This is a genomic window from Paraburkholderia sp. C35 (assembly GCF_003121405.1).
In the GTDB taxonomy this organism is placed as follows: domain Bacteria; phylum Pseudomonadota; class Gammaproteobacteria; order Burkholderiales; family Burkholderiaceae; genus Paraburkholderia.
In genome coordinates this window covers 19830-38274 of record NZ_QBUY01000003.1, presented here as the reverse complement: position 1 = coordinate 38274, position 18445 = coordinate 19830, and the positions used below count along the sequence as shown (strand labels likewise).

Here is an 18445-nt window from a genome sequence, read left to right as displayed (position 1 = left end):
TGGCGGCGTTTGTCGTGCAGCGGGTGGGACATCACCGCGACACATAACAACAGGGAGCGACAGCAAGTGACGACAGACCATCTTGTCGCGATACATGCGATGCGTGGCGCGTGGCATGCGTGGCACAGGCGATGGCCCGGACGGAGTGGCGCGCGTTGAGCGAACGCGATCCAGACGCGGAACTGGTGGCGGGGGTCGGCAGGCAGGAGCCGGCCGCCGTGCGTTCGCTCGTCGCGCGCAAGTTGCCGCGCCTGCTTGCTCTCGCCACGCGTCTGCTGGGAGACCGTATGGAAGCCGAAGACGTCGCGCAGGAAGCGTTCATGCGCATCTGGAACCAGGCGCCGCGCTGGCGTGAGGGCGAGGCGCGCTTCGATACGTGGTTGCATCGTGTGGCGTTGAATCTATGCTACGACCGTTTGCGCGCGCATCGAGAGGAACCCGTCGACGAACTGCCTGACGCCGTCGATCCCGCCGCCGCGCCCGACGCGCAACTCGAAGCGCAATCGCGCGATGCACGTGTGCGCACCGCGCTTGCTGCGTTGCCCGCGCGTCAGCGCGAAGCGCTCGTGCTCAATTACTACCAGGAACTGTCGAATATCGAGGCCGCCGCGCTGATGGGCATTACCGTCGAAGCGCTCGAAAGCCTGCTGTCCCGCGCGCGCCGCACCTTGCGCACGCAACTCGCGGGCGACGATCTTGCCGGAACGAGGACCAGACGATGACACCAGAGAGATTTCGCGCAATCGTCGATGCATACGGTGCCGAGGCGCGCCACTGGCCTGAAGCGGAACGCGCGGCGGCGAGCGCATGGGCCGCTCACAACCGCATCGAGGCCGACACGCTGCTCGCGCAGGCCGCGCAACTCGACGCATGGCTTTCAACCGATGCCGTCGCCGCGCCGGATAGCGGGCTGACGGAGCGCGTCGTTGCGTCTGCGCCGAAGCGCCGTCAATCCCGCTGGTTCTCGCTGACATGGCCGGGTCGCCGCTCGCGCCGCGCAGGCTTGTGGTGGTCGGGCGCGGCGTTCGCGGGCGTCGGCTTGATCGGCGGCCTGGCGGGCGCGTTCGCCGTGTCGTTTTTCCTGGTGACGGGCAATCCGTCGCCGGGACCGGAATCTTCGTATCTGACAACTGGATTTGGCGGCACAGCCGCAGACTGGAGTGGCGAATGAGCGGACGCGCCTGGAAGTTTCTGTTGATTGGCTCGCTGGTGCTCAACGTGTTTTTGATCGGTGGCGTGGCGGGCGGCGCGTATCAGTGGTTTGTTGCGCATGGCAGCACGAAGGCCGCCGCGGCGCAGCCTCAGCCGCGTGCGTTGCGCTTTGCGGCGGAGGACCTGTCGGTGGAGCGGCAAAAGCAGTTCGTCGATGCGCTGAAGCAAGCGCGCCGCGAAGCACGCGAGTACGCGCGCGATGGACGAGAGGACCGGCGCGAAGTGCTGCGTCTGCTGGCGGCGCCGCAACTGGATCGCCCGGCGCTCGACACGGCGCTCAATCGCACGCGCGAGGCTGATATCGCGTTGCGTTCGCGCGTGGAGCAGGGTGTTGCCGATTTTGCGGCAACGCTGACGCCCGAGGAGCGCGTGAAGTTCGCGGAAGGCTTGCATGAACGTGGGCAATGGCGGATCGCGCAGGCTCAGCAACAGCAACAACAGCAGCGGGCGCAGAAGACGCCCGGCGATCAGGCCGCGAGCGATTGATCCATCGAATCAAAAAAACAGCGACGGAAAAACGCCGCACGTTGCGTTTAACCGGTATCGAACGACGCACGACAGGCGACACAGGAAGGAGCGACCATGGCCAATTCACCCGCTGGAATGACGGCGCCGCCGTTGAGCGCGGCTGCGATCGCGTTGAACCGGTTCGGCCTCGGCGCACGCGCCGACGAGGCGCCGCCCGCGAATCCGAAGAACTGGCTGCTCGCGCAGTTCGACGCGTATCAGCCGATGCCCGCTGCGTGGGCTAGCCAGCCGACAACGCTGGCCATTGCCGCCGAACTCGCCGACGAACGTCAGCAGGCAATGGCTAACGCGATGACGAATGGCACCGCGAGCGGCGCAAATCCTGGCAGTGGGCCGAACGCAGCCGCCAGCGCCACCAACGCCGCCACTCCCGGCGATACCCGCAAAACCGCGCGCCAGGCCGCGAACAAGGCCGTGCGGGTGGAATCGCGCGACATGTACCGCGCGGCTGTGAATGCGCGCGTCACAAGTGCGCTGACCACGCCTGCGCCGTTCGTCGAACGTCTCGTGCATTTCTGGGCGAATCACTTCGCGGTATCGATCGATAAAGGCCAGGTTGCGCCCTTCGCCGGCGCGTTCGAAGCGGAAGCCATTCGCCCGCATGTGCTCGGACGTTTCGAAGACATGCTCGTCGCCGTCGAGCGTCATCCCGCGATGCAGCTTTTTCTCGATCAGACGCGCTCGGTCGGACCCGACAGCGTCGCCGCGATGCGTGCCGCGCAGCGCAATCCGGAGCGCAAGCCGGGCCTCAACGAGAACCTCGCGCGCGAGATCATGGAACTGCACACGCTCGGCGTGCGCAGCGGCTACACGCAGGACGACGTCACCGAGTTCGCGCGCGCGATGACCGGCTGGAGCATCGCGGCTGCGCAAGGCCCGCAGCCGAACAATGCGCCACCGGGCGCGTTCGTGTTCCGTCCGCAAGTGCACGAACCCGGCACGCGGACCATCATGGGCCGCCGTTACGACCAGCCGGGCGAAGGGCAGACGCTCGCCGTGCTGCACGATCTGTCGAGCGCGCCCGCCACCGCGACGCATATCGCTACCAAGCTCGCGCGCCACTTCGTTGCCGACAATCCGCCGCCCGATGTGGTCGACCGGCTGGCGACGGCGTTCATGCGCAGCCGCGGCGATCTGCCGACGGTGTATCGCGAGCTGATTGCCAGCGACGCCGCGTGGTCGCCCGTCGCCGTCAAGTTCAAGTCGCCGTGGGAGTGGACCATTTCGTCGCTGCGCGGCCTGGGTCTGCGCGATCTGAACAACAACGCGGGCAACGCCGTGCAGATGGCACCCGTGCTCACGCAACTCGGCCAGCAGGTGTGGCGGCCCGGTTCGCCAGCGGGTTACGACGATATCGCTGCGAGCTGGGCCGCGCCCGATGCGCTCGTGCGGCGTGTCGAGATTGCGCAGCGATTCGCGGCGCGCGTTGGCGACCGGCTCGATGCGCGCTCGCTCGGGCAGACGCTCACGGCGGGTTCGCTGAGCGAGCCGACGCAGCAGGCCGTATCGCGGGCGGAAAGCGCATCGACGGCGCTTGCGCTGCTGCTCGTGTCGCCCGATTTTCAACGGAGATGATCATGCTCACTCGTCGCAGTTTCATGCGTGTCGCCGCAGCCGGCGCGGGCGCGATGCTCGTCGCGCCGCAGATGGTGTTCGCGCGCGCCGCCACCGACCGCCGCTTCGTGTTCGTGATCCAGCGCGGCGCCGCCGACGGGCTGAATACCGTCGTGCCGTACGCCGATCCCGCTTACGCGACGCTGCGCGGCCCGCTGACCGTCGATACCTCGGCGGCGACGAAGCTCGACGGCACGTTCGCGCTGCATCCGTCGCTGGTGCAGATCGGGCAGATGTACGCGAAGCGCGAGGCGCTGTTCGTGCACGCGGTCGCATCGCCGTATCGGGACCGCTCGCATTTCGATGGCCAGAACGTGCTGGAAACGGGCGGAACGGCCGCGTATCAGGTGAAGGACGGCTGGCTCAACCGGCTGGTCGGCATGATGCCGAATGCATCGCCTGCTACGCATGAGAATGCAATTGCATTCGCACCGACCGTGCCGATGGCATTGCGCGGCACGGCGAACGTCGCGTCGTATGCACCTTCCGGTTTGCCGCAAGCGCCCGATGATCTGCTCACGCGCGTGTCGCAACTCTACGAGCAGGATGCGCAGCTGCGTCCGTTGTGGGAATCCGCGATGACGGCGCGCGGCCTGTCCGGCGACGCGGGCGCGCGCCAGGATCCCGCCAGTCTCGGCAAGTTGGCGGCGGGGTTTCTGTCGCGCGACGACGGGCCGCGCATCGCGATGATCGAAACGGGCGGCTGGGACACGCACAGCGCGCAGATGCCGCGCATGGCCGCGCAACTGAAGGCGCTCGACACGATGGTCGCCGCCTTGCGCGACGGGCTCGGGGCGGAATGGAGCAAGACCACGGTGCTGGTCGCCACCGAGTTCGGCCGCACGGCGGCTGCGAACGGCACGGGCGGCACGGACCACGGCACGGCGTCGGTCGCGATGGTGATCGGCGGCGCGGTGGCGGGCGGGCGCGTGGTCGCCGACTGGCCGGGCTTGCGGCAAGGCGATCTCTATCAGGCGCGCGACCTGAAACCGACGGCTTCGCTCGACGCGCTGATCACGGGCGTCGCCAGCGAAAGCCTTGGGCTGGATCCGCATCGCACTTCGCGCACGCTGTTCGCGCAGGCGGGCAACGCGCCGCCGATGACAGGGCTGATCCGCGCTTAACCGCAGGTGGATCGGCCAACCAATTTAACAATCGATCGAACAGGGAGAATCGATATGACAACACTGAATCCTAAGGCCACGACGTTGCGCGCATTGCTGGTTGGCGCGCTGTGTGCATCGACCTTATCTGCCTGCTATGTCGAACCCGCGCGGCCGGCGCAGCCGGCGCCCGTCGCCGAGGTCATCGGGCCGCCGCCCGCGCCGGGATATGTGTGGGTGAAGGGTCACTATCGCTGGGAAGGCAATCACTGGCAATGGGTGCGCGGCCACTGGCGGCCGGTCTGACGCTTAAGTTTCGAGGCACAATTCCGCCGCCGGGGCAGCTTCGACCTGTCTCGAAAAAATAATCGGTTGCGCGTGTCGATCTGGGTGTGGCTTAGTCGTCATAGTGATGAAGACTCGCTGATCGGGCGAAACTTCGTCACTCATGGACTTCCTCACCTCAGGAGACACCATTATGTCCACGCCAGCCGTCAAGCCCATCCCCGAAGGGATGCACACGTTGACACCGCACATCATCGTCGCGGGCGCGGCCGAAGCAATCGATTTCTACAAGAAAGCGTTCAACGCAGTCGAGCAGGTACGCCTGCCCGGTCCCGGCGGCAAGATCATGCACGCGTCGCTGAAAATCGGCGATTCGACGCTGATGCTCGTCGATGAAATGCCCGATTGCGGCGGCGGCGCGTCGTACGGGCCGAAGGCGCTGAAGGGCACGCCTGTCGTGCTGCATCTCTACGTCAACGATGCTGACGCCACCATTGCGCAAGCGGCTGCAGCGGGCGCGAAGGTCATCATGCCTGCCACCGACATGTTCTGGGGCGACCGCTATGGTCAGGTCGAAGATCCGTTCGGCCACCGCTGGTCCGTCGCGACGCACACGCGCGACGTGACACCCGACGAAATACGGTCAGCCATGGAGCAGATGGCGGCGCAAAGCCGTCAATAAGGCTGTCGGCGGCACGCGGCGGCGCAGCAGGCATTGCGTGCGCTGCGTTGCCCGCTGCCGCGCTCGCAGAAAATCCAAGGAGAGGTAATGGACAAGATTTCGACATGCCTGTGGTTCGACGGCAATGCGGAGGAAGCCGTCCGGTTTTACACGGGCATTTTCAGCAATTCGGGCATCGGCGACATCACACACTACGGCGATGCCGTGCCGGGCAAGGCAGGACAGGTGCTCACCGTCACTTTCCATCTGGAAGGCCGTGAATATGTCGCGTTGAATGGCGGCCCGCAGTATCCGTTCACGCCGGCAATGTCGATGTTCGTGAAGTGCGAATCGCAGGAGGAAGTCGACAGGTACTGGGACGCACTGCTCGAAGGCGGCGGCAAGCCCGTGCAATGCGGCTGGCTGACGGATCGCTACGGCCTGTCGTGGCAGATCGTGCCGACCGCGATGATGAAATTCCTCACCGACAAGGATCAGGCCAAGACCCAGCGCGCGATGCAGGCCATGATGCAGATGGTGAAGCTCGATGTGAAAGCGCTCGAAGCGGCGTTCAACGGCGAGTGATTGTGTCGAACGCAGCGTGCGTCGGGGCGTGAATGCCTTTTGCTTCGGCGCATGCATCTGCGATCATCTGCGCTTTCTTCCTTGCCGGCTCCCGCCGGATATGCGCAATGAATTCTTTAGCTGCCGGGTTTGAAACCGATCGGTTGATCTTGCGTCCTCATGTCCTCGAAGACTTCGAGGAAAGCTACGCGATGTGGTCCGATGAAACCGTCACGCGGTTTATCGGCGGCAAGCCGTTCAGCCGCGAAGACGTGTGGGCGCGGCTGCTGCGTTACGCCGGGCACTGGGCGCTGCTCGGGTACGGCTATTGGGTCATCCGCGAGAAGGGCAGCGGGCGCTTTGTCGGCGAGATCGGTTTCGCGGATTTCCAGCGTGAAATCGATCCGCCGCTTGGGGCGCCGGAGGTCGGCTGGGCGCTGATGCCGTCGATGCATGGCATCGGTTACGCGACGGAAGCCCTGCGCGGCGCGTTGGCATGGGCCGACGCGAAATGGCCGGGCGGCGACACGGTGTGCATCATCGCGCCGGAGAACGTCGCGTCGCGCCGGGTCGCGGCGAAATGCGGCTACGTCGAGGAGCGGCAGGCGACGTACAAAGGGCACGCGACGGGGGTGTTTCGGCGCGTGGGTTAACCTCTCTGCGCCCCAATACACGTCCGCAGCGTCTTCCGCTGCTTGCCCTGCGCATCGAAATTCCCTTCATCGAGCCACGCCGCAAAACCGGCGCGCAGCGCCGGCCACTCGCTATCGATGATCGAAAACCACGCCGTATCGCGATTGCGGCCTTTGTAGGTCACGGCCTGGCGGAATATGCCTTCGAACGTGAAACCGAAGCGGGCCGCCGCGGCGCGCGATGGCGCATTTAGCGAATCGCACTTCCATTCGAAGCGTCGATAGCCGAGTTCGTCGAACGCGCGCTGCATCAGCAGAAAGATGCTTTCCGTCGCCATGCGCGTCTTTTGCAGGCGCTGCGAGAACACGACGAAGCCCACTTCGATCACACCGTTCGCCTTGTCGATACGCATCAGGGACAACGTGCCGATGGCCTTGCCCGTCGCGAGGTCGATGACGGTGTGATGCAACGGGTCGGGGGAAGCCGCGCAAGCGGAAAGGAAGTCACGGTAAGCGTCGCGCGAATCGAACGGGCCGACGGAAAGGTACGTCCAGTCGCGGCCATCGGGCGCCGCGCTGTAGGCCTCGTACAGATCGTCCGCATGACGTTCGACGTTGACGCGCTCCAGCCGGCAGTAGCGGCCTGTCATCGGCTGGTCGCCTGGCGGCTTCGCGGGATGCCACTCCGGCATGGGTTCGCCGATTGCCTGACCGAATTCGTTGACTCGTTGCACCACGTTACTCTCCCGTCGCATGTGCTGTTTGAAGTATGTCAGGCAGTCACGATACGGCAATCGCCACGCGCCCGTAAGAACCAGGCGGGCGCGAATCGATGGAGCCAACACGGAGCCGACAGGCGCATCCATTGCGAACGCTTGGAAGTGAAAGCCTGTCGATACAGAATGATCCTGACCATTCCCCAATTCATGAGAGGGCCGCATGCTCGACGTCGCTGATGAAATCGCCCGCTTCAATGCGGGCCGGGATCCCGAACGCCTCGCGATGAAGTACGCGCGCATGCGCACGTCGCCGTTCGTGTTCCTGCGCGGAACCTGCCACCTGTTCTACAAGCGCCTGTCTCTATCCAGAAGCAAGGTGCTGGACGGCTCGCCGCGTGCGTGGATCTGCGGCGACATGCACCTGGAGAATTTCGGCAGCTACAAGGGCGATAACCGGCTCATCTACTTCGATATCAACGACTTCGACGAAGCCTGTCTCGCGCCTTGCCTCTACGAGATGATCCGTCTGCTGTCGAGCGTGCTGGTGGCCGCCGACGATCTCAAGCTGAGTCGCGCCGAAGCGCTCGCGCTGTGCCACACAGCCGTCGACGCCTACGCTACCGCGCTGCGTTTCGGCAAGGCGCGCTGGATCGAGGAGGAAACAGCCGAGGGCATGGTCGGCGAACTGTTCGCGGCATTGCATCAGCGCAAGCGCGTCGATTATCTGAACCGCCGTACCGAGCTGAAGGGGAAAAAGCGCACTCTGCGCATCGACGGCAAGAAGGCTTTGGCCGTCACCGATACGGCGCGCGACAAGGTCGTCGCATTCATGACTGCATTCGCGAAGAGCGAGCCGAATCCCCAGTTCTTCGAGATTCTCGATGTCGCGCGCCGCATCGCGGGCACGGGTAGCCTGGGCGTCGAGCGGTATGTGGTTCTGGTGGAAGGCAAAGGTTCGCCGGACGGCAATTATTTGCTCGACATGAAGCTGGCGCTGCCGTCCGCGACCGCGCCGAATGTCGGCACGCCGCAGCCGAAATGGGGCAGCGAGGCCGAGCGTGTCGTGGCGATCCAGCGGCGCAACCAGGTTGTGTCGCAGGCTTTTCTGCATGCCGTCGAGTTCGACCAGCAGCCCTTCGTGCTGCGCGGGCTGCAGCCGTCGGAAGACCGCGTCGCGCTCGAGAACTGGGACGGCAAGCTGCCCCGGCTCGAGTCCGTGGTGCGCAACATGGCCGAACTGGTCGCGTGGGCGCATTTTCGCAGCAGCGGAAGGCAAACCTCCGCTATCGCCGACGATCTGATCGCTTTCGGCGAAGACAGCGAGTGGCAATTGCCGCTCATCGAACTCGCGACGCAATGCGAAGCGCAGGTCGTCAGCGACTGGAAGGCTTACTGCGAAGCGTTCGATCGCGGCGCCTTCAAAGTGGACGACAAGACGTGAGTTTTCGGGCTCGAACGTACGACACCACACGTTCGAAAGATCCGAATATGTTGGCGGGCTTTACGGCGATGGCCCAGATGTGTAAATCTGACGATGGCGTCGTGGTCAAAAGTGCGTCGTTTTCCGGCTGCATTCGCTCTGCAATTCCCGAACCACGCCATGTCCCGACGCCGTGAACGGGCGCGCCGCCCGTGAGGCATGAACAATGCCTTCTTATGAGTCACTTCCACGACAGGAGACGGCACTATGGAAATCGAAGCGACCGCATGGTTCCCGCTGGACGACTATGCGCCCGTGAGAGACGGGTGGTATGAGGTCCAGCTCGTGAGCGGAGATACGGCATTCGCCAAATTCATCGAAGGCGGATGGACCGAAAAGCCGCTTCTCGTGTTCACCCACTGGCGCGGACTGAGCGAAGATCCTGCCCGTGTGGACGAACCGGAAACCATCGACGCCGAAGCCACGGCAGCCGAGGGCGTGCGTGCCGCATGGAACGCGTTCTTCCCGGGCGCGAACGGCGAAGCGCACAAACCGCTCGACGCTGCACACGGCAAGCCGCCGACCACGCACTGACTGCGAATTGATGCGAATCTGCGGGCGGCGCACTGGCGCCGCCGTTTTTTTTTTGCACTGCGGCATATCTGTCCAAACGTAGATCCGAGCGCTTGCCCGACCAGGCGGCGCGCAGTCGTCGCGTTTTGCCGACCTTCGCTAGAATGCATCGATCGAAATCGCGAAGGTCTCTCATGCAAGCATTCCGGCAACCCGTCGATCTGGCGCGCGCGACGCGCCTTCTGAACCATGGTCCCGTCACGCTGATCACCAGCGCGTACGAAGGGCGCACGAACGTCATGGCGGCCTCGTGGGCGATGCCGCTTGACTTCATGCCGCCTAAAGTCGTCGTCGTGATCGACGCGAAGACGTTAACGCGCCAGCTTGTCGAGGCGAGCGGCGTGTTCGGCCTGCAACTGCCCACGCGCGGCTTTGCGCGGCACACGCTCGCGGTCGGATCGAACGCGGGCGTCGAAATCGATAAATTCGCCGCGCTCGAACTCAAGACTTTTCCCGCCGAAAAAATCGACGTGCCGATGCTCGAAGGCTGTGTCGCGTGGTTCGAATGCAAGGTGATCCCCGACGACGCCCAGCGGCACGACCTGATCCTCGCCGAAGTGGTCGCGTGCTATGCGGACAGCCGGGTCTATTCGGAGAACCGCTGGCATTTCGGCGACGACCACGACATGCGCACCTGCCACTATGTAGCGGGCGGCACCTTCTTCGAAACGGGCGATACCTTCGAAGTCGAAGCCGCGCCGCTCGACGGCAAGGGCTGATTTACGCGATTGCCTGGCTGCGCAGCGGCAGCCAGATCTCGAGTCCGCCCATGCCCGTCACCGGGTTGAACTGCTCGCTGTAGCGCTCGAAGTTGGGCGCATCGGCGGGTGCGTGACCCGATTCGGGCAGCCACTTGTTCCAGATCGTGTTCCACGTGCGGCGGATCGTCGATATGTGCTCGCGATGCGTGAACACTGCATAGCGCTGCGCACCGATACGCACGCGACTCAGTTCTTCCGGCAAGGCCGAGAAATCGGCCACTTCGACGCCGCACAGATAATCGAAGTTGCCCGAGTCGTCGGCGTTATAGCTGACACCGTAAGCGATGTTGCCGACCTGCCCCGGCACCTTGCCGAAGATCGCGTTGAAGCGCTGCCATTGCGCGGGAATGCCCGAACTGCTTTCACAGTGATACCGCTCGCTGAGTCCCGCGACGAGCAATGGCTTGCCGTCGACGAAACGCGGCGCTTCGAGATGGGCGAGAAGAGATTGATCCATTTTGATCGGCTCCACGAGTGCAATGTTGTCGAGATGACCTTGCGCGCGCAACGCTTCGGGCGTGAGCCCAAACTGGTCGCGAAACGCGCGCGTGAATGCCTCGTGAGAGCCGTAACCTGCATCGACTGCGACGGCGAGAATATCCGGCGCGCCGCCAGCAAGACGCCGCGCCGCTTCCGTCAGACGGCGCGCGCGGACGTAGCGCATCACCGCGTAACCGGTCGCGGCTTCAAATGCGCGCGACAGATGAAAGCGCGACACGCAACCGCAAGCCGCGATATCGTCGAGTGACAATTCGCCGTGGAAAAAGCTTTCGATAAACCACAGCGCCTTGCCGGCAGGGTTTCCTGGCGGGTTCATGCGGACTCTCGTAAAGGCATGAACCCAGCATATCGAGCGAGACGTCGGCTCATTTGATCGCGCTTGCGGTTCTGCTTACGGCATATCCGTAGTCCGCCTCATGGCGATTGCTCCATTTGCTGCTTCAGCGCTTTGTCGTCGCCGGCCTGTTGGGCAACCGTCTGCGCGCCGGGCCGCAGCCACGCGCCGCCAATCGACGCTGCCATCGCTGCAAAGATCGCGCCGAACAGAAACGCAATGTGATAACCGCTCGCGAGCGCTGCGGGCGTGTCGGCCAGTTGCGCGCCGCCGCTCGCTGAACGCGCTGCCGCGAGACTGGCCAGCACGGCGAGGCCCAAGGCGCCGCCCATCATGAACGCCGTGTTGACGATGCCCGATGCGAGGCCCGAATCGGATGGATCGACGTCGCTCATTGCCGCGAGCAGCAGCGGATTGAACGCGACACCCGCGCCGATGCCGAGCAGCACCATGCCGGGCAGCACGTCGACCACGAAGTGTCCATCGACAGGCGCACGCGCGAACAGCAGCAAGCCGAGCGCAGCGAGAAACAGGCCAACGGCCAGCGGCTTGCGGATGCCGAAGCGCATCACCATGCGCGCCGACAGACCGAGCGAGAAGAACCCCATAATCAGGTTGGCGGGCAGGAACGCAAGGCCGACCTGCAGCGGCGCGTAACCGAGCACGCGTTGCAGATACAGCGCCGAGATGAAGAACCACGCGAACATGGCGGCCGCCCACAACACGCCGACCACATTGGCCGTTGCGACATTGCGCAGCGTGAAGAGCTTGAGCGGCATCAACGGATGCTCGACGCGCGCTTCGATGATGAGAAACGCGCCGAGCAATGCCAGCGCGATCACGATCAGGCCGACCGTTTGCGCGGACAGCCACCCCGCCTCGTTACCGTTGACGATGGCATAGACGGCCAGCATCAGCGAAGCGGTGACAGTTGCCGCGCCCGCGACATCGAGCCGTTCGCCATGCGCATGCCCGCGGCCTGCCGGCAGCAAGGCAAGGCACGCCGCATACACGGCGATGCCGATAGGCAGATTGACCAGAAAGATCCAGTGCCAGCTAAGCAGATTGGTCAGCAGCCCGCCGAGCAGCACACCGATGCTGCCACCACCCGCGCACACGAAGCCGTACACGCCCATGGCCTTGGCGCGTTCGCCTTCTTCGGTGAACAGATTCATGATGAGCGACAGCGACACGGCCGACACCACTGCGCCGCCAAGCCCTTGAATCGCCCGCGCGCAAACCAGCATGACCTGCGAGTTCGCCATCCCGCACGCAAGCGACGCGAGCGTGAACAGCGTAATGCCCGCCAGAAACAGCTTGCGATGCCCGTAAAGATCGCCGAGCCGTCCACCGAGCAGCAGGAAGCCGCCGAAGGTCAGCATATAGGCGTTGACCACCCACACCAGTGCGGTTTCCGAAAAGCCCAGATCGGCGGCGATGGACGGCAGCGCGACGTTGACGATGGTCGTGTCGAGCACGATCATCAGCACGCCCATGCACAGCACGACCAGTGCGAGCCAGCGTTTGTTGCCTTCGATGTTATGCGTCATGCGCGCGTGCCCTCCATGGCCAGGTGTGCTATTGCAATATGAGCGATGGCCGCGACGCGCACCGCCCGTTCATATACGACGATCGAGGGCAGCGGGAATCGACAGGTTTCAGCTCAACAATTCGTACTTGCCGCCGCGTTCCAGTGCGCGCTGATACGCGGGCCGGGCATGAATCGTGTCGAGAAAACGCGCGATAGACGGAAATTTCGCATCGCGGTTGCCGCGTGCCGTCGCGGCTTCGAGCGGGAAGCTCATCTGGATATCGGCGGCGGTGAAATCGTTGCCCGCAAAGTAACCCGTCTCGCGCAGCGAATCTTCGATAAAACGCATATGCAGCGCAATCTGCGGATCGACAAAGCTCGACTGCAATGTGGCCGCGATCTTCTTTGCGATCGGCTTTGCAAAGAACGGCATCGGCGCACTGCCGATACGCATCGCAACCAGCTTCAGCAACAACGGCGGCATGGCCGAGCCTTCCGCGTAGTGCATCCAGTATCTGAACTTCTGACGCTCGGGCGTGCCCGCAGCAGGCTCGAAGCGGCCTTCGCCGTAGCGCTCGAGCAGATACTCGATGATCGCGCCGGATTCGGCAAGGGTCTGACCATTATCGGTGACGACAGGCGATTTGCCGAGTGGATGAACGGCGCGCAGTTCAGGCGGTGCCAGCATCGTCTTCGGATCGCGCTCGTAACGTTTGATCTCGTACGGCACGCCGAGTTCTTCGAGCAGCCACAGCACGCGCTGCGAACGGGAGTTGTTCAGGTGATGGACGGTGAGCATGAGCTGGCGGCGGATCGCCTGGAAAGGCCGGACGTCGGCGGAGCGACCATCATACGAGGCCGCGCGAGAGGGCGGCCTCTATTCATCATGATGTGCTCGCAACCTTTACTTCGACCACTTACCGCCCATCAGTTCATTCGACGGCAGCTTTTCATCGAGCAGTTTCCGTGCGCTTTCGATCCCCGCGACAGGCAAGCCCTTCGGATCGAGCAAGCCCACCTGCACGAGCACGGATGCCTGATCCCAGTAGATATGCTCGTTGTACAGCTTGTCGCCGCGGAAGCAGACCACCGCGAGCATCGGCACCTCGAAGTACTTGCCCGTCGGCGCAACGCCCGGCAGCAGCCAGTCGATCTCGCAACTATGCGTGCAAGCGAAGATGAATTCATCGACGATGCGATCCGAGCCGATGGTCCGCGAAATCGGAATCAGCTTCGTATCGGGTGGATTCGAATTGACGAAGTGATTCGTATAGAAGCGCTTGAGGTTGTCGTAACCTACGCCGCCTGTCATTGTCGGCACGTGGTTGACGTAGGGTTGCGCGACCATGGTCGGCATCACGGCTTCGACGTCGCGTGTCGCGAACTCGAAGTAGCAATGTTGCTCCCACAACGTGTTGAGGTCGTAGACGGGACCGAGCACCTTGCGCAGCAGCGACAGCGTGCGCGAGTAGGCCATCATTGCAGCGGGCTTGTCGTACTGCGGGCGTGCCGGCGAGGCGAACGCGTGATCGCAGCCCGGATACACATAGCTCTCGATGTTCCCATGCGCGCGAAACGCGGCGATGATCGGTTCACGCACGGGCGGCGGACAATACGCATCGTTCTCGGCGAAATGAAACACCATCGGGCAACGAATGTTCTTCACTTCGTCGAGATACGCTTCCAGCCCGACGCCGTAGTAGCTCACCGCGCAATCCACATTCGTGCGTGACGCGGCCAGCAGTGCGAGCTTGCCGCCCAGGCAGTAACCGATCGTGCCGACCTTGCCTTGCTGCTCGGGTAGCGCACGCAGGGCGTCGACGGATGTGGCGATATCTTGCACGCCGAGATCGATATCGAACTTCGCGTGGAGATCGAGCGCGCGTTTCATGTCGTCGCCGTCGTAGCCGAGCACGACATTGGGCTGCATGCGCCAGAACAGATCGGGTACCAGCACGACGTAGCCTTCTTCGGCATAGCGGTCGGCGGTCTGCTTCAGGTAATCGTTGATGCCGAAAATTTCTTGCAGCAGCACGAGGCCGGGGCCAGAGCCTTGCGCCGGGCGCGCTACGTATGCGTTGAAACGGCCGCCATCGTGTGCGGCGACTTCGATAAAGGAACCGGCCATCGAATGCTCCTCGATTGTGGGAAGACGGGGACTGCGCGCATCGTCGCCTCAACCGCTTGCCGCTATCGAATGAAGCATCAGGCTGCGCTACATCGCACGCAAAGCGAACCGCTTGAGCTTGCCGGTTTCCGTGCGAGGCAGCGCGTCGATAAAGGCCACGACGCGCGGATACTTGTACGGCGCAACGGTATTCTTCACGAATTCCTGCAACTCCGCGACCAGTTTCTCGTCGGCGCTAAAGCCTGCATTGAGCACGACGAAGGCCTTCACGATCTGGCCACGCGTTTCGTCGGGCACGCCGATTACGCCGCATTCGGCGACGGCCTTGTGTTGCATCAGCACGCTTTCCACTTCCGGGCCCGAGATGTTGTAGCCAGCCGAAACGATCATGTCGTCGGCGCGTGCCTGATAGAACACATAGCCGTCTTCGTCGATATAAACGGAATCGCCGGGCAGATTCCAGCCGTCGCGCACGAACTTGCGCTGGCGCTCGTCGGCGAGATAGCGGCAGCCGGTCGGGCCGCGCACTGCAAGCTTGCCCAGCGTGCCGGCGGGAACGGGGCGCATGTCGTCGTCGACGGCTTGCACGATATAGCCAGGCACGGCCTTGCCGATTGCATGCGGCCGCACATCATGTCCCGCCGACGAGATGAAAATATGAATCAGCTCCGTGCCGCCAATGCCGTCGATCATCTCGATGCCGCTCGCGTCACGCCACAATGCGCGCGTCGAATCGGGCAGCGCTTCGCCAGCGGACACAGTCTTCTTCAGTGATGCGATATCGAAACGCGGAATCAACGGTGCCATCTGCCGATAGAAAGTTGGCGCGGTAAACATCACCGTGGCGCGAAAGCGCTCGACGTTTTGCAGCAGCATTTCAGGCGTCTGCTTTTCGATCAGCACGGTCGATGCGCCTGCGCGCAACGGAAAGCACAGCAGCCCGCCAAGGCCGAACGTGAAAGCAAGCGGCGGCGTGCCGCAGAAGATATCGTCGGCGGAGGGCTTCAGGATGTGACGCGGAAACAGGTCGCACATCGCGAGCACGTCGCGATGAAAATGCATGCAGCCCTTGGGTGCGCCTGTCGTGCCGCTGGTGAAGGCGATCAGGCAGACATCGTCGGAGGCGGTGTCGCGGGCCTTGAAATCAGCGGGTTTCGAGGCGGCGAGCGTTTCGAGCGAACCGGCTGCATCTTCATCGTGAAAGACCAGCGTGTTCGTCAGGCCTTCGCAAAAGAACTCGTCGCCTCGCGTCGTGCAGCGCGCGAGTTCTTCCGTGAGACGCGTATCGCATAGTGCTGCGCGGATATGCGCTTTGTCGATGATCTGCTTGAGTTCTTTCGCACGCAGCAGAGGCATGGTCGGCACGACGACGAGACCCGCCTTCAACGCTGCGAGAAACGCGACGGCCATCTGCAGCGTATTCGGTCCGCGCAACAGCACGCGATTGCCAGGCTGCAAACGCATGTCGTCGATCAGCACATGCGCGCTGCGATTGACCATCGCGAGCAGTTCGCCATACGTGGTCGCATGCGGCTTGCCGTCGATTTCGGACCACACAGCAGGGCGATTGCCATGCCCGTTTTCCACCGCACGATCGAGCAGTTCGGTCGCGCAGTTGAAACGCGCCGGATACGCGACATCCGGATTGTCGAGCAGGAACACCGGCCATTGTTCCTGCGGCGGCAAGTGGTCGCGCGCAAAAGTATCGACGTGAGCTGACGGTTCCATCATGAAACTCCCCTGCCATACGTGCGTGGTGTGCGAAACGGCGTGGTCTGCGTGTCTAGTCTGTAATCACAGCGGTTGCTTCTATCTCCACTCTGGCGTCGTCTTCGATCAACGCAACGACCTGTACGGCGCTCATCGCAATGTCGTAATCGCCGATCAGTTCGCGGAATGCCTGGCCAATCTCTTTCAGCGACGCGAGGTATTCGCGCTTGTCCGTCACGTACCACGTCATGCGCACGAGATGCTCGGGACGTCCGCCTGCTTCGTGCAGCACGGCGAGCACATTGCGCAGCGCCTGGATGGCCTGCCCGGCGAATTGATCGCTGGTCATGCGCGCTGCTTCGTCCCAGCCGATCTGTCCGGCGATGAACACCTGCGTGCCGCTCGCCGCGACACCGTTCGCATAGCCTTTCGGCTTGACCCAGCCTGCGGGCAGAAGCGATCGTTTCTTCATGAGCGTGTCTCCTCGGATTGAACGGCGTGTGGCGCGAAGCCAGCGAGCGCGGCGGCAATATCGTTGGGAATGTCGATCGACTGGCCGCTTTCCTGCGATGTCGTGACCAGTACCTGCGCTGCGCGAAAACGCACTTCATCGTTGCAACGGGCGACGATCTCGATGCCAATCGAACGGCGCCCAATGCGCGTGACGTCCAATGCAAGCGTGATCGTCTCGCCCATACGGCTCGGCTTTGAAAACTCGCAATCGAGCTTGACGATAGGCAGGCCGACACGCCGCGTCTGGATCATGTGCGCGTAGTCGATGGCAAGCCGCTCGTTGAACCACTCTTCGACGAGCATGTTCGTCATCACCAGATACTGCGGAAAATAGACGATGCCCGCGGGATCGCAGTGTGCAAAACGGATGCGCATCGGCATGTCGAACGTGGCGCTCATCGCGCGCGCTCCTGTTCCTGCGCCGCCGCGTGCGCCTTGAGCAGGTCGCGCCCGACAATCAGTTGCTGCACTTCCGTCGCGCCTTCATAGATGCGCAGCGCGCGAATCTCGCGATACAACCGCTCGACGGTGGTGCCGCTTTGCACGCCCATGCCGCCCCACAGTTGCACGGCGGCGTCGATCACCTGCTGCGCGCCTTCACTCGCGTGCCACTTCGCCATGGCCGCTTCGCGCGTGACGCTTTCGCCCTGATCGCGCAACCAGGCCGCGCGATAGACGAGCAGCGCGCTGCTGTCGATGGTGAGCGCCATCTGTGCAAGTTTTGCCTGGGTCAGCTGGAAGTCGCCGAGTGTCTGGCCGAACATCTTGCGCGACGCGGCTCGCTCGAGCCCTTCCTGCATGGCGCGCCGTGCGAAGCCCAGCGACGCCGCCGCAACCGACGTTCGAAAGATATCGAGCGTACGCATCGCGATCTTGAAGCCTTCGCCGGGCGCGCCGAGCATCTGGCTGCGCGGCACGCGTGCGCTGGCGAAATGCAGCCGCGCAAGCGGATGCGGCGCAATCACGTCGATACGCTCGGCAATCTGCAAACCCGGCGTATCGGCATCGACGATGAAGGCGCTGATGCCGCGCGCGCCAGGCGCTTCATTGGTTCTGGCGAACACGACGTAGAAATCCGCGATGCCGCCGTTCGAGATCCACGTCTTGTCGCCGTCGAGGATGTAGTGATCGCCATCCTCGCGCGCCTGCAATGCCATCGCGGCCACGTCGGAACCGGCTTCGGGTTCGGACAACGCGAACGCCGCGAGTGCTTCGCCGTTCGCGACGCGCGGCAGATAGCGCAGCTTCTGTTCGTGCGTGCCTGCCAGCGTGATCGCACCGGAACCGAGGCCTTGCATCGCGAGCGCGAAGTCAGCGAGACCGTCGTGCTTCGCGAGCGTTTCACGCAGCAGGCACACGGCGCGGGTGTCGATCGTCTCGCCATGTCCGCCGTATTGCGTGCCGCCGACGCCATACTTCAGCCAGCCGCCTTCGCCGAGTGCTCGCACCAGTTGGCGACAGGTTTGATCGATGTCGTCATGCTGGATGTGCGCAAGATGTTGTGCCGCCCACGTTTCTATGCCATCGGCCAGCGTACGATGACGCGCTTCGAAGAAAGGCCAGGCGAGCGCGCCGTGCGGATCGTCGTGATTCAAG

21 protein-coding genes are annotated in these 18445 nt (G+C 63.5%); 12 read left to right on the top strand and 9 right to left on the bottom strand.

Features of this window, described 5'->3' with window-relative positions; all coding sequences use genetic code 11:
• Positions 1 to 131: 131 nt before the first annotated feature.
• The 9 genes from DK391_RS02525 (at position 132) to DK391_RS02485 (ending at position 6620) form a co-directional block, all read left to right on the top strand.
• Positions 132 to 722 (top strand): RNA polymerase sigma factor, encoded by a 591-nt coding sequence (locus DK391_RS02525; RefSeq protein WP_109476416.1) that lies wholly within the window; start codon positions 132 to 134, stop codon positions 720 to 722.
• Positions 719 to 1171 (top strand): hypothetical protein, encoded by a 453-nt coding sequence (locus DK391_RS02520; protein WP_109476415.1) that lies wholly within the window; start codon positions 719 to 721, stop codon positions 1169 to 1171. Before DK391_RS02525 ends, DK391_RS02520 begins: the two co-directional genes overlap by 4 nt.
• Positions 1168 to 1698, top strand: coding sequence for a periplasmic heavy metal sensor (locus DK391_RS02515; RefSeq protein WP_109476414.1), 531 nt, complete (start codon positions 1168 to 1170; stop codon positions 1696 to 1698). The genes DK391_RS02520 and DK391_RS02515 overlap by 4 nt, the downstream gene beginning before the upstream one ends.
• 96 nt (positions 1699 to 1794) lie before the next feature.
• Complete coding sequence (locus tag DK391_RS02510; protein ID WP_109476413.1) at positions 1795 to 3315, top strand: DUF1800 domain-containing protein; 1521 nt, start codon at positions 1795 to 1797, stop codon at positions 3313 to 3315.
• Between the two features lie 2 nt (positions 3316 to 3317).
• The gene (locus DK391_RS02505) at positions 3318 to 4478 is read left to right on the top strand and encodes a DUF1501 domain-containing protein (protein WP_109476412.1); all 1161 of its coding nucleotides are present in this window, start codon (positions 3318 to 3320) and stop codon (positions 4476 to 4478) included.
• A gap of 63 nt (positions 4479 to 4541) precedes the next feature.
• Entirely contained in the window at positions 4542 to 4763 is a 222-nt protein-coding gene (locus DK391_RS02500) for a YXWGXW repeat-containing protein (RefSeq protein ID WP_204117275.1), read from the top strand.
• A 172-nt stretch (positions 4764 to 4935) separates the two neighbouring features.
• On the top strand, positions 4936 to 5424 hold the full coding sequence (locus tag DK391_RS02495; RefSeq protein WP_109476410.1) for a VOC family protein: 489 nt from the start codon (positions 4936 to 4938) through the stop codon (positions 5422 to 5424).
• A gap of 87 nt (positions 5425 to 5511) precedes the next feature.
• Positions 5512 to 5988, top strand: coding sequence for a VOC family protein (locus tag DK391_RS02490; protein WP_109476409.1), 477 nt, complete (start codon positions 5512 to 5514; stop codon positions 5986 to 5988).
• Between the two features lie 107 nt (positions 5989 to 6095).
• Positions 6096 to 6620 (top strand): GNAT family N-acetyltransferase, encoded by a 525-nt coding sequence (locus tag DK391_RS02485; RefSeq protein WP_239482683.1) that lies wholly within the window; start codon positions 6096 to 6098, stop codon positions 6618 to 6620.
• Here the strand turns inward: DK391_RS02485 and DK391_RS02480 are convergent.
• Entirely contained in the window at positions 6617 to 7336 is a 720-nt protein-coding gene (locus DK391_RS02480) for a GNAT family protein (protein WP_109476407.1), read from the bottom strand. The genes DK391_RS02485 and DK391_RS02480 overlap by 4 nt on opposite strands.
• Positions 7337 to 7538: 202 nt before the next feature.
• Here DK391_RS02480 and DK391_RS02475 point away from each other — a divergent pair, with 202 nt between their 5' ends.
• The 3 genes from DK391_RS02475 (at position 7539) to DK391_RS02465 (ending at position 10090) form a co-directional block, all read left to right on the top strand.
• A complete protein-coding gene (locus DK391_RS02475; RefSeq protein ID WP_109476406.1) occupies positions 7539 to 8759 on the top strand; it encodes a DUF2252 domain-containing protein in 1221 nt (406 codons plus the stop codon).
• Between the two features lie 246 nt (positions 8760 to 9005).
• Positions 9006 to 9332: a hypothetical protein gene (locus DK391_RS02470; protein ID WP_109476405.1), complete on the top strand. Its 327-nt coding sequence runs from the start codon at positions 9006 to 9008 to the stop codon at positions 9330 to 9332.
• 173 nt (positions 9333 to 9505) lie between these two features.
• Positions 9506 to 10090: a flavin reductase family protein gene (locus DK391_RS02465; RefSeq protein WP_109476404.1), complete on the top strand. Its 585-nt coding sequence runs from the start codon at positions 9506 to 9508 to the stop codon at positions 10088 to 10090.
• 1 nt (position 10091) lies between these two features.
• Here DK391_RS02465 and DK391_RS02460 read toward each other — a convergent pair whose 3' ends face one another.
• From DK391_RS02460 to DK391_RS02425, 8 genes are all read right to left on the bottom strand, one after another.
• Entirely contained in the window at positions 10092 to 10949 is an 858-nt protein-coding gene (locus tag DK391_RS02460) for an AraC family transcriptional regulator (protein ID WP_109476403.1), read from the bottom strand.
• 98 nt (positions 10950 to 11047) lie between these two features.
• Positions 11048 to 12517 carry a DHA2 family efflux MFS transporter permease subunit gene (locus DK391_RS02455; protein ID WP_109476402.1) on the bottom strand — a complete coding sequence of 490 codons (1470 nt, stop codon included), beginning with the start codon at positions 12515 to 12517 and terminating at the stop codon, positions 11048 to 11050.
• A 108-nt stretch (positions 12518 to 12625) separates the two neighbouring features.
• Complete coding sequence (locus DK391_RS02450) at positions 12626 to 13297, bottom strand: glutathione S-transferase (protein WP_109476401.1); 672 nt, start codon at positions 13295 to 13297, stop codon at positions 12626 to 12628.
• A gap of 105 nt (positions 13298 to 13402) precedes the next feature.
• Positions 13403 to 14626 (bottom strand): dienelactone hydrolase family protein, encoded by a 1224-nt coding sequence (locus DK391_RS02445; protein WP_109476400.1) that lies wholly within the window; start codon positions 14624 to 14626, stop codon positions 13403 to 13405.
• Positions 14627 to 14713: 87 nt separating this feature from the next.
• Positions 14714 to 16354 carry an AMP-binding protein gene (locus DK391_RS02440; RefSeq protein ID WP_109476616.1) on the bottom strand — a complete coding sequence of 547 codons (1641 nt, stop codon included), beginning with the start codon at positions 16352 to 16354 and terminating at the stop codon, positions 14714 to 14716.
• Between the two features lie 55 nt (positions 16355 to 16409).
• Positions 16410 to 16808 carry a RidA family protein gene (locus DK391_RS02435; RefSeq protein ID WP_109476399.1) on the bottom strand — a complete coding sequence of 133 codons (399 nt, stop codon included), beginning with the start codon at positions 16806 to 16808 and terminating at the stop codon, positions 16410 to 16412.
• Positions 16805 to 17248, bottom strand: a complete 444-nt coding sequence (locus DK391_RS02430; RefSeq protein ID WP_109476398.1) for a thioesterase family protein — start codon at positions 17246 to 17248, stop codon at positions 16805 to 16807. Before DK391_RS02430 ends, DK391_RS02435 begins: the two co-directional genes overlap by 4 nt.
• Positions 17245 to 18444, bottom strand: a complete 1200-nt coding sequence (locus tag DK391_RS02425) for an acyl-CoA dehydrogenase family protein (RefSeq protein ID WP_109476397.1) — start codon at positions 18442 to 18444, stop codon at positions 17245 to 17247. The genes DK391_RS02430 and DK391_RS02425 overlap by 4 nt, the downstream gene beginning before the upstream one ends.
• Position 18445 lies beyond the last annotated feature (1 nt).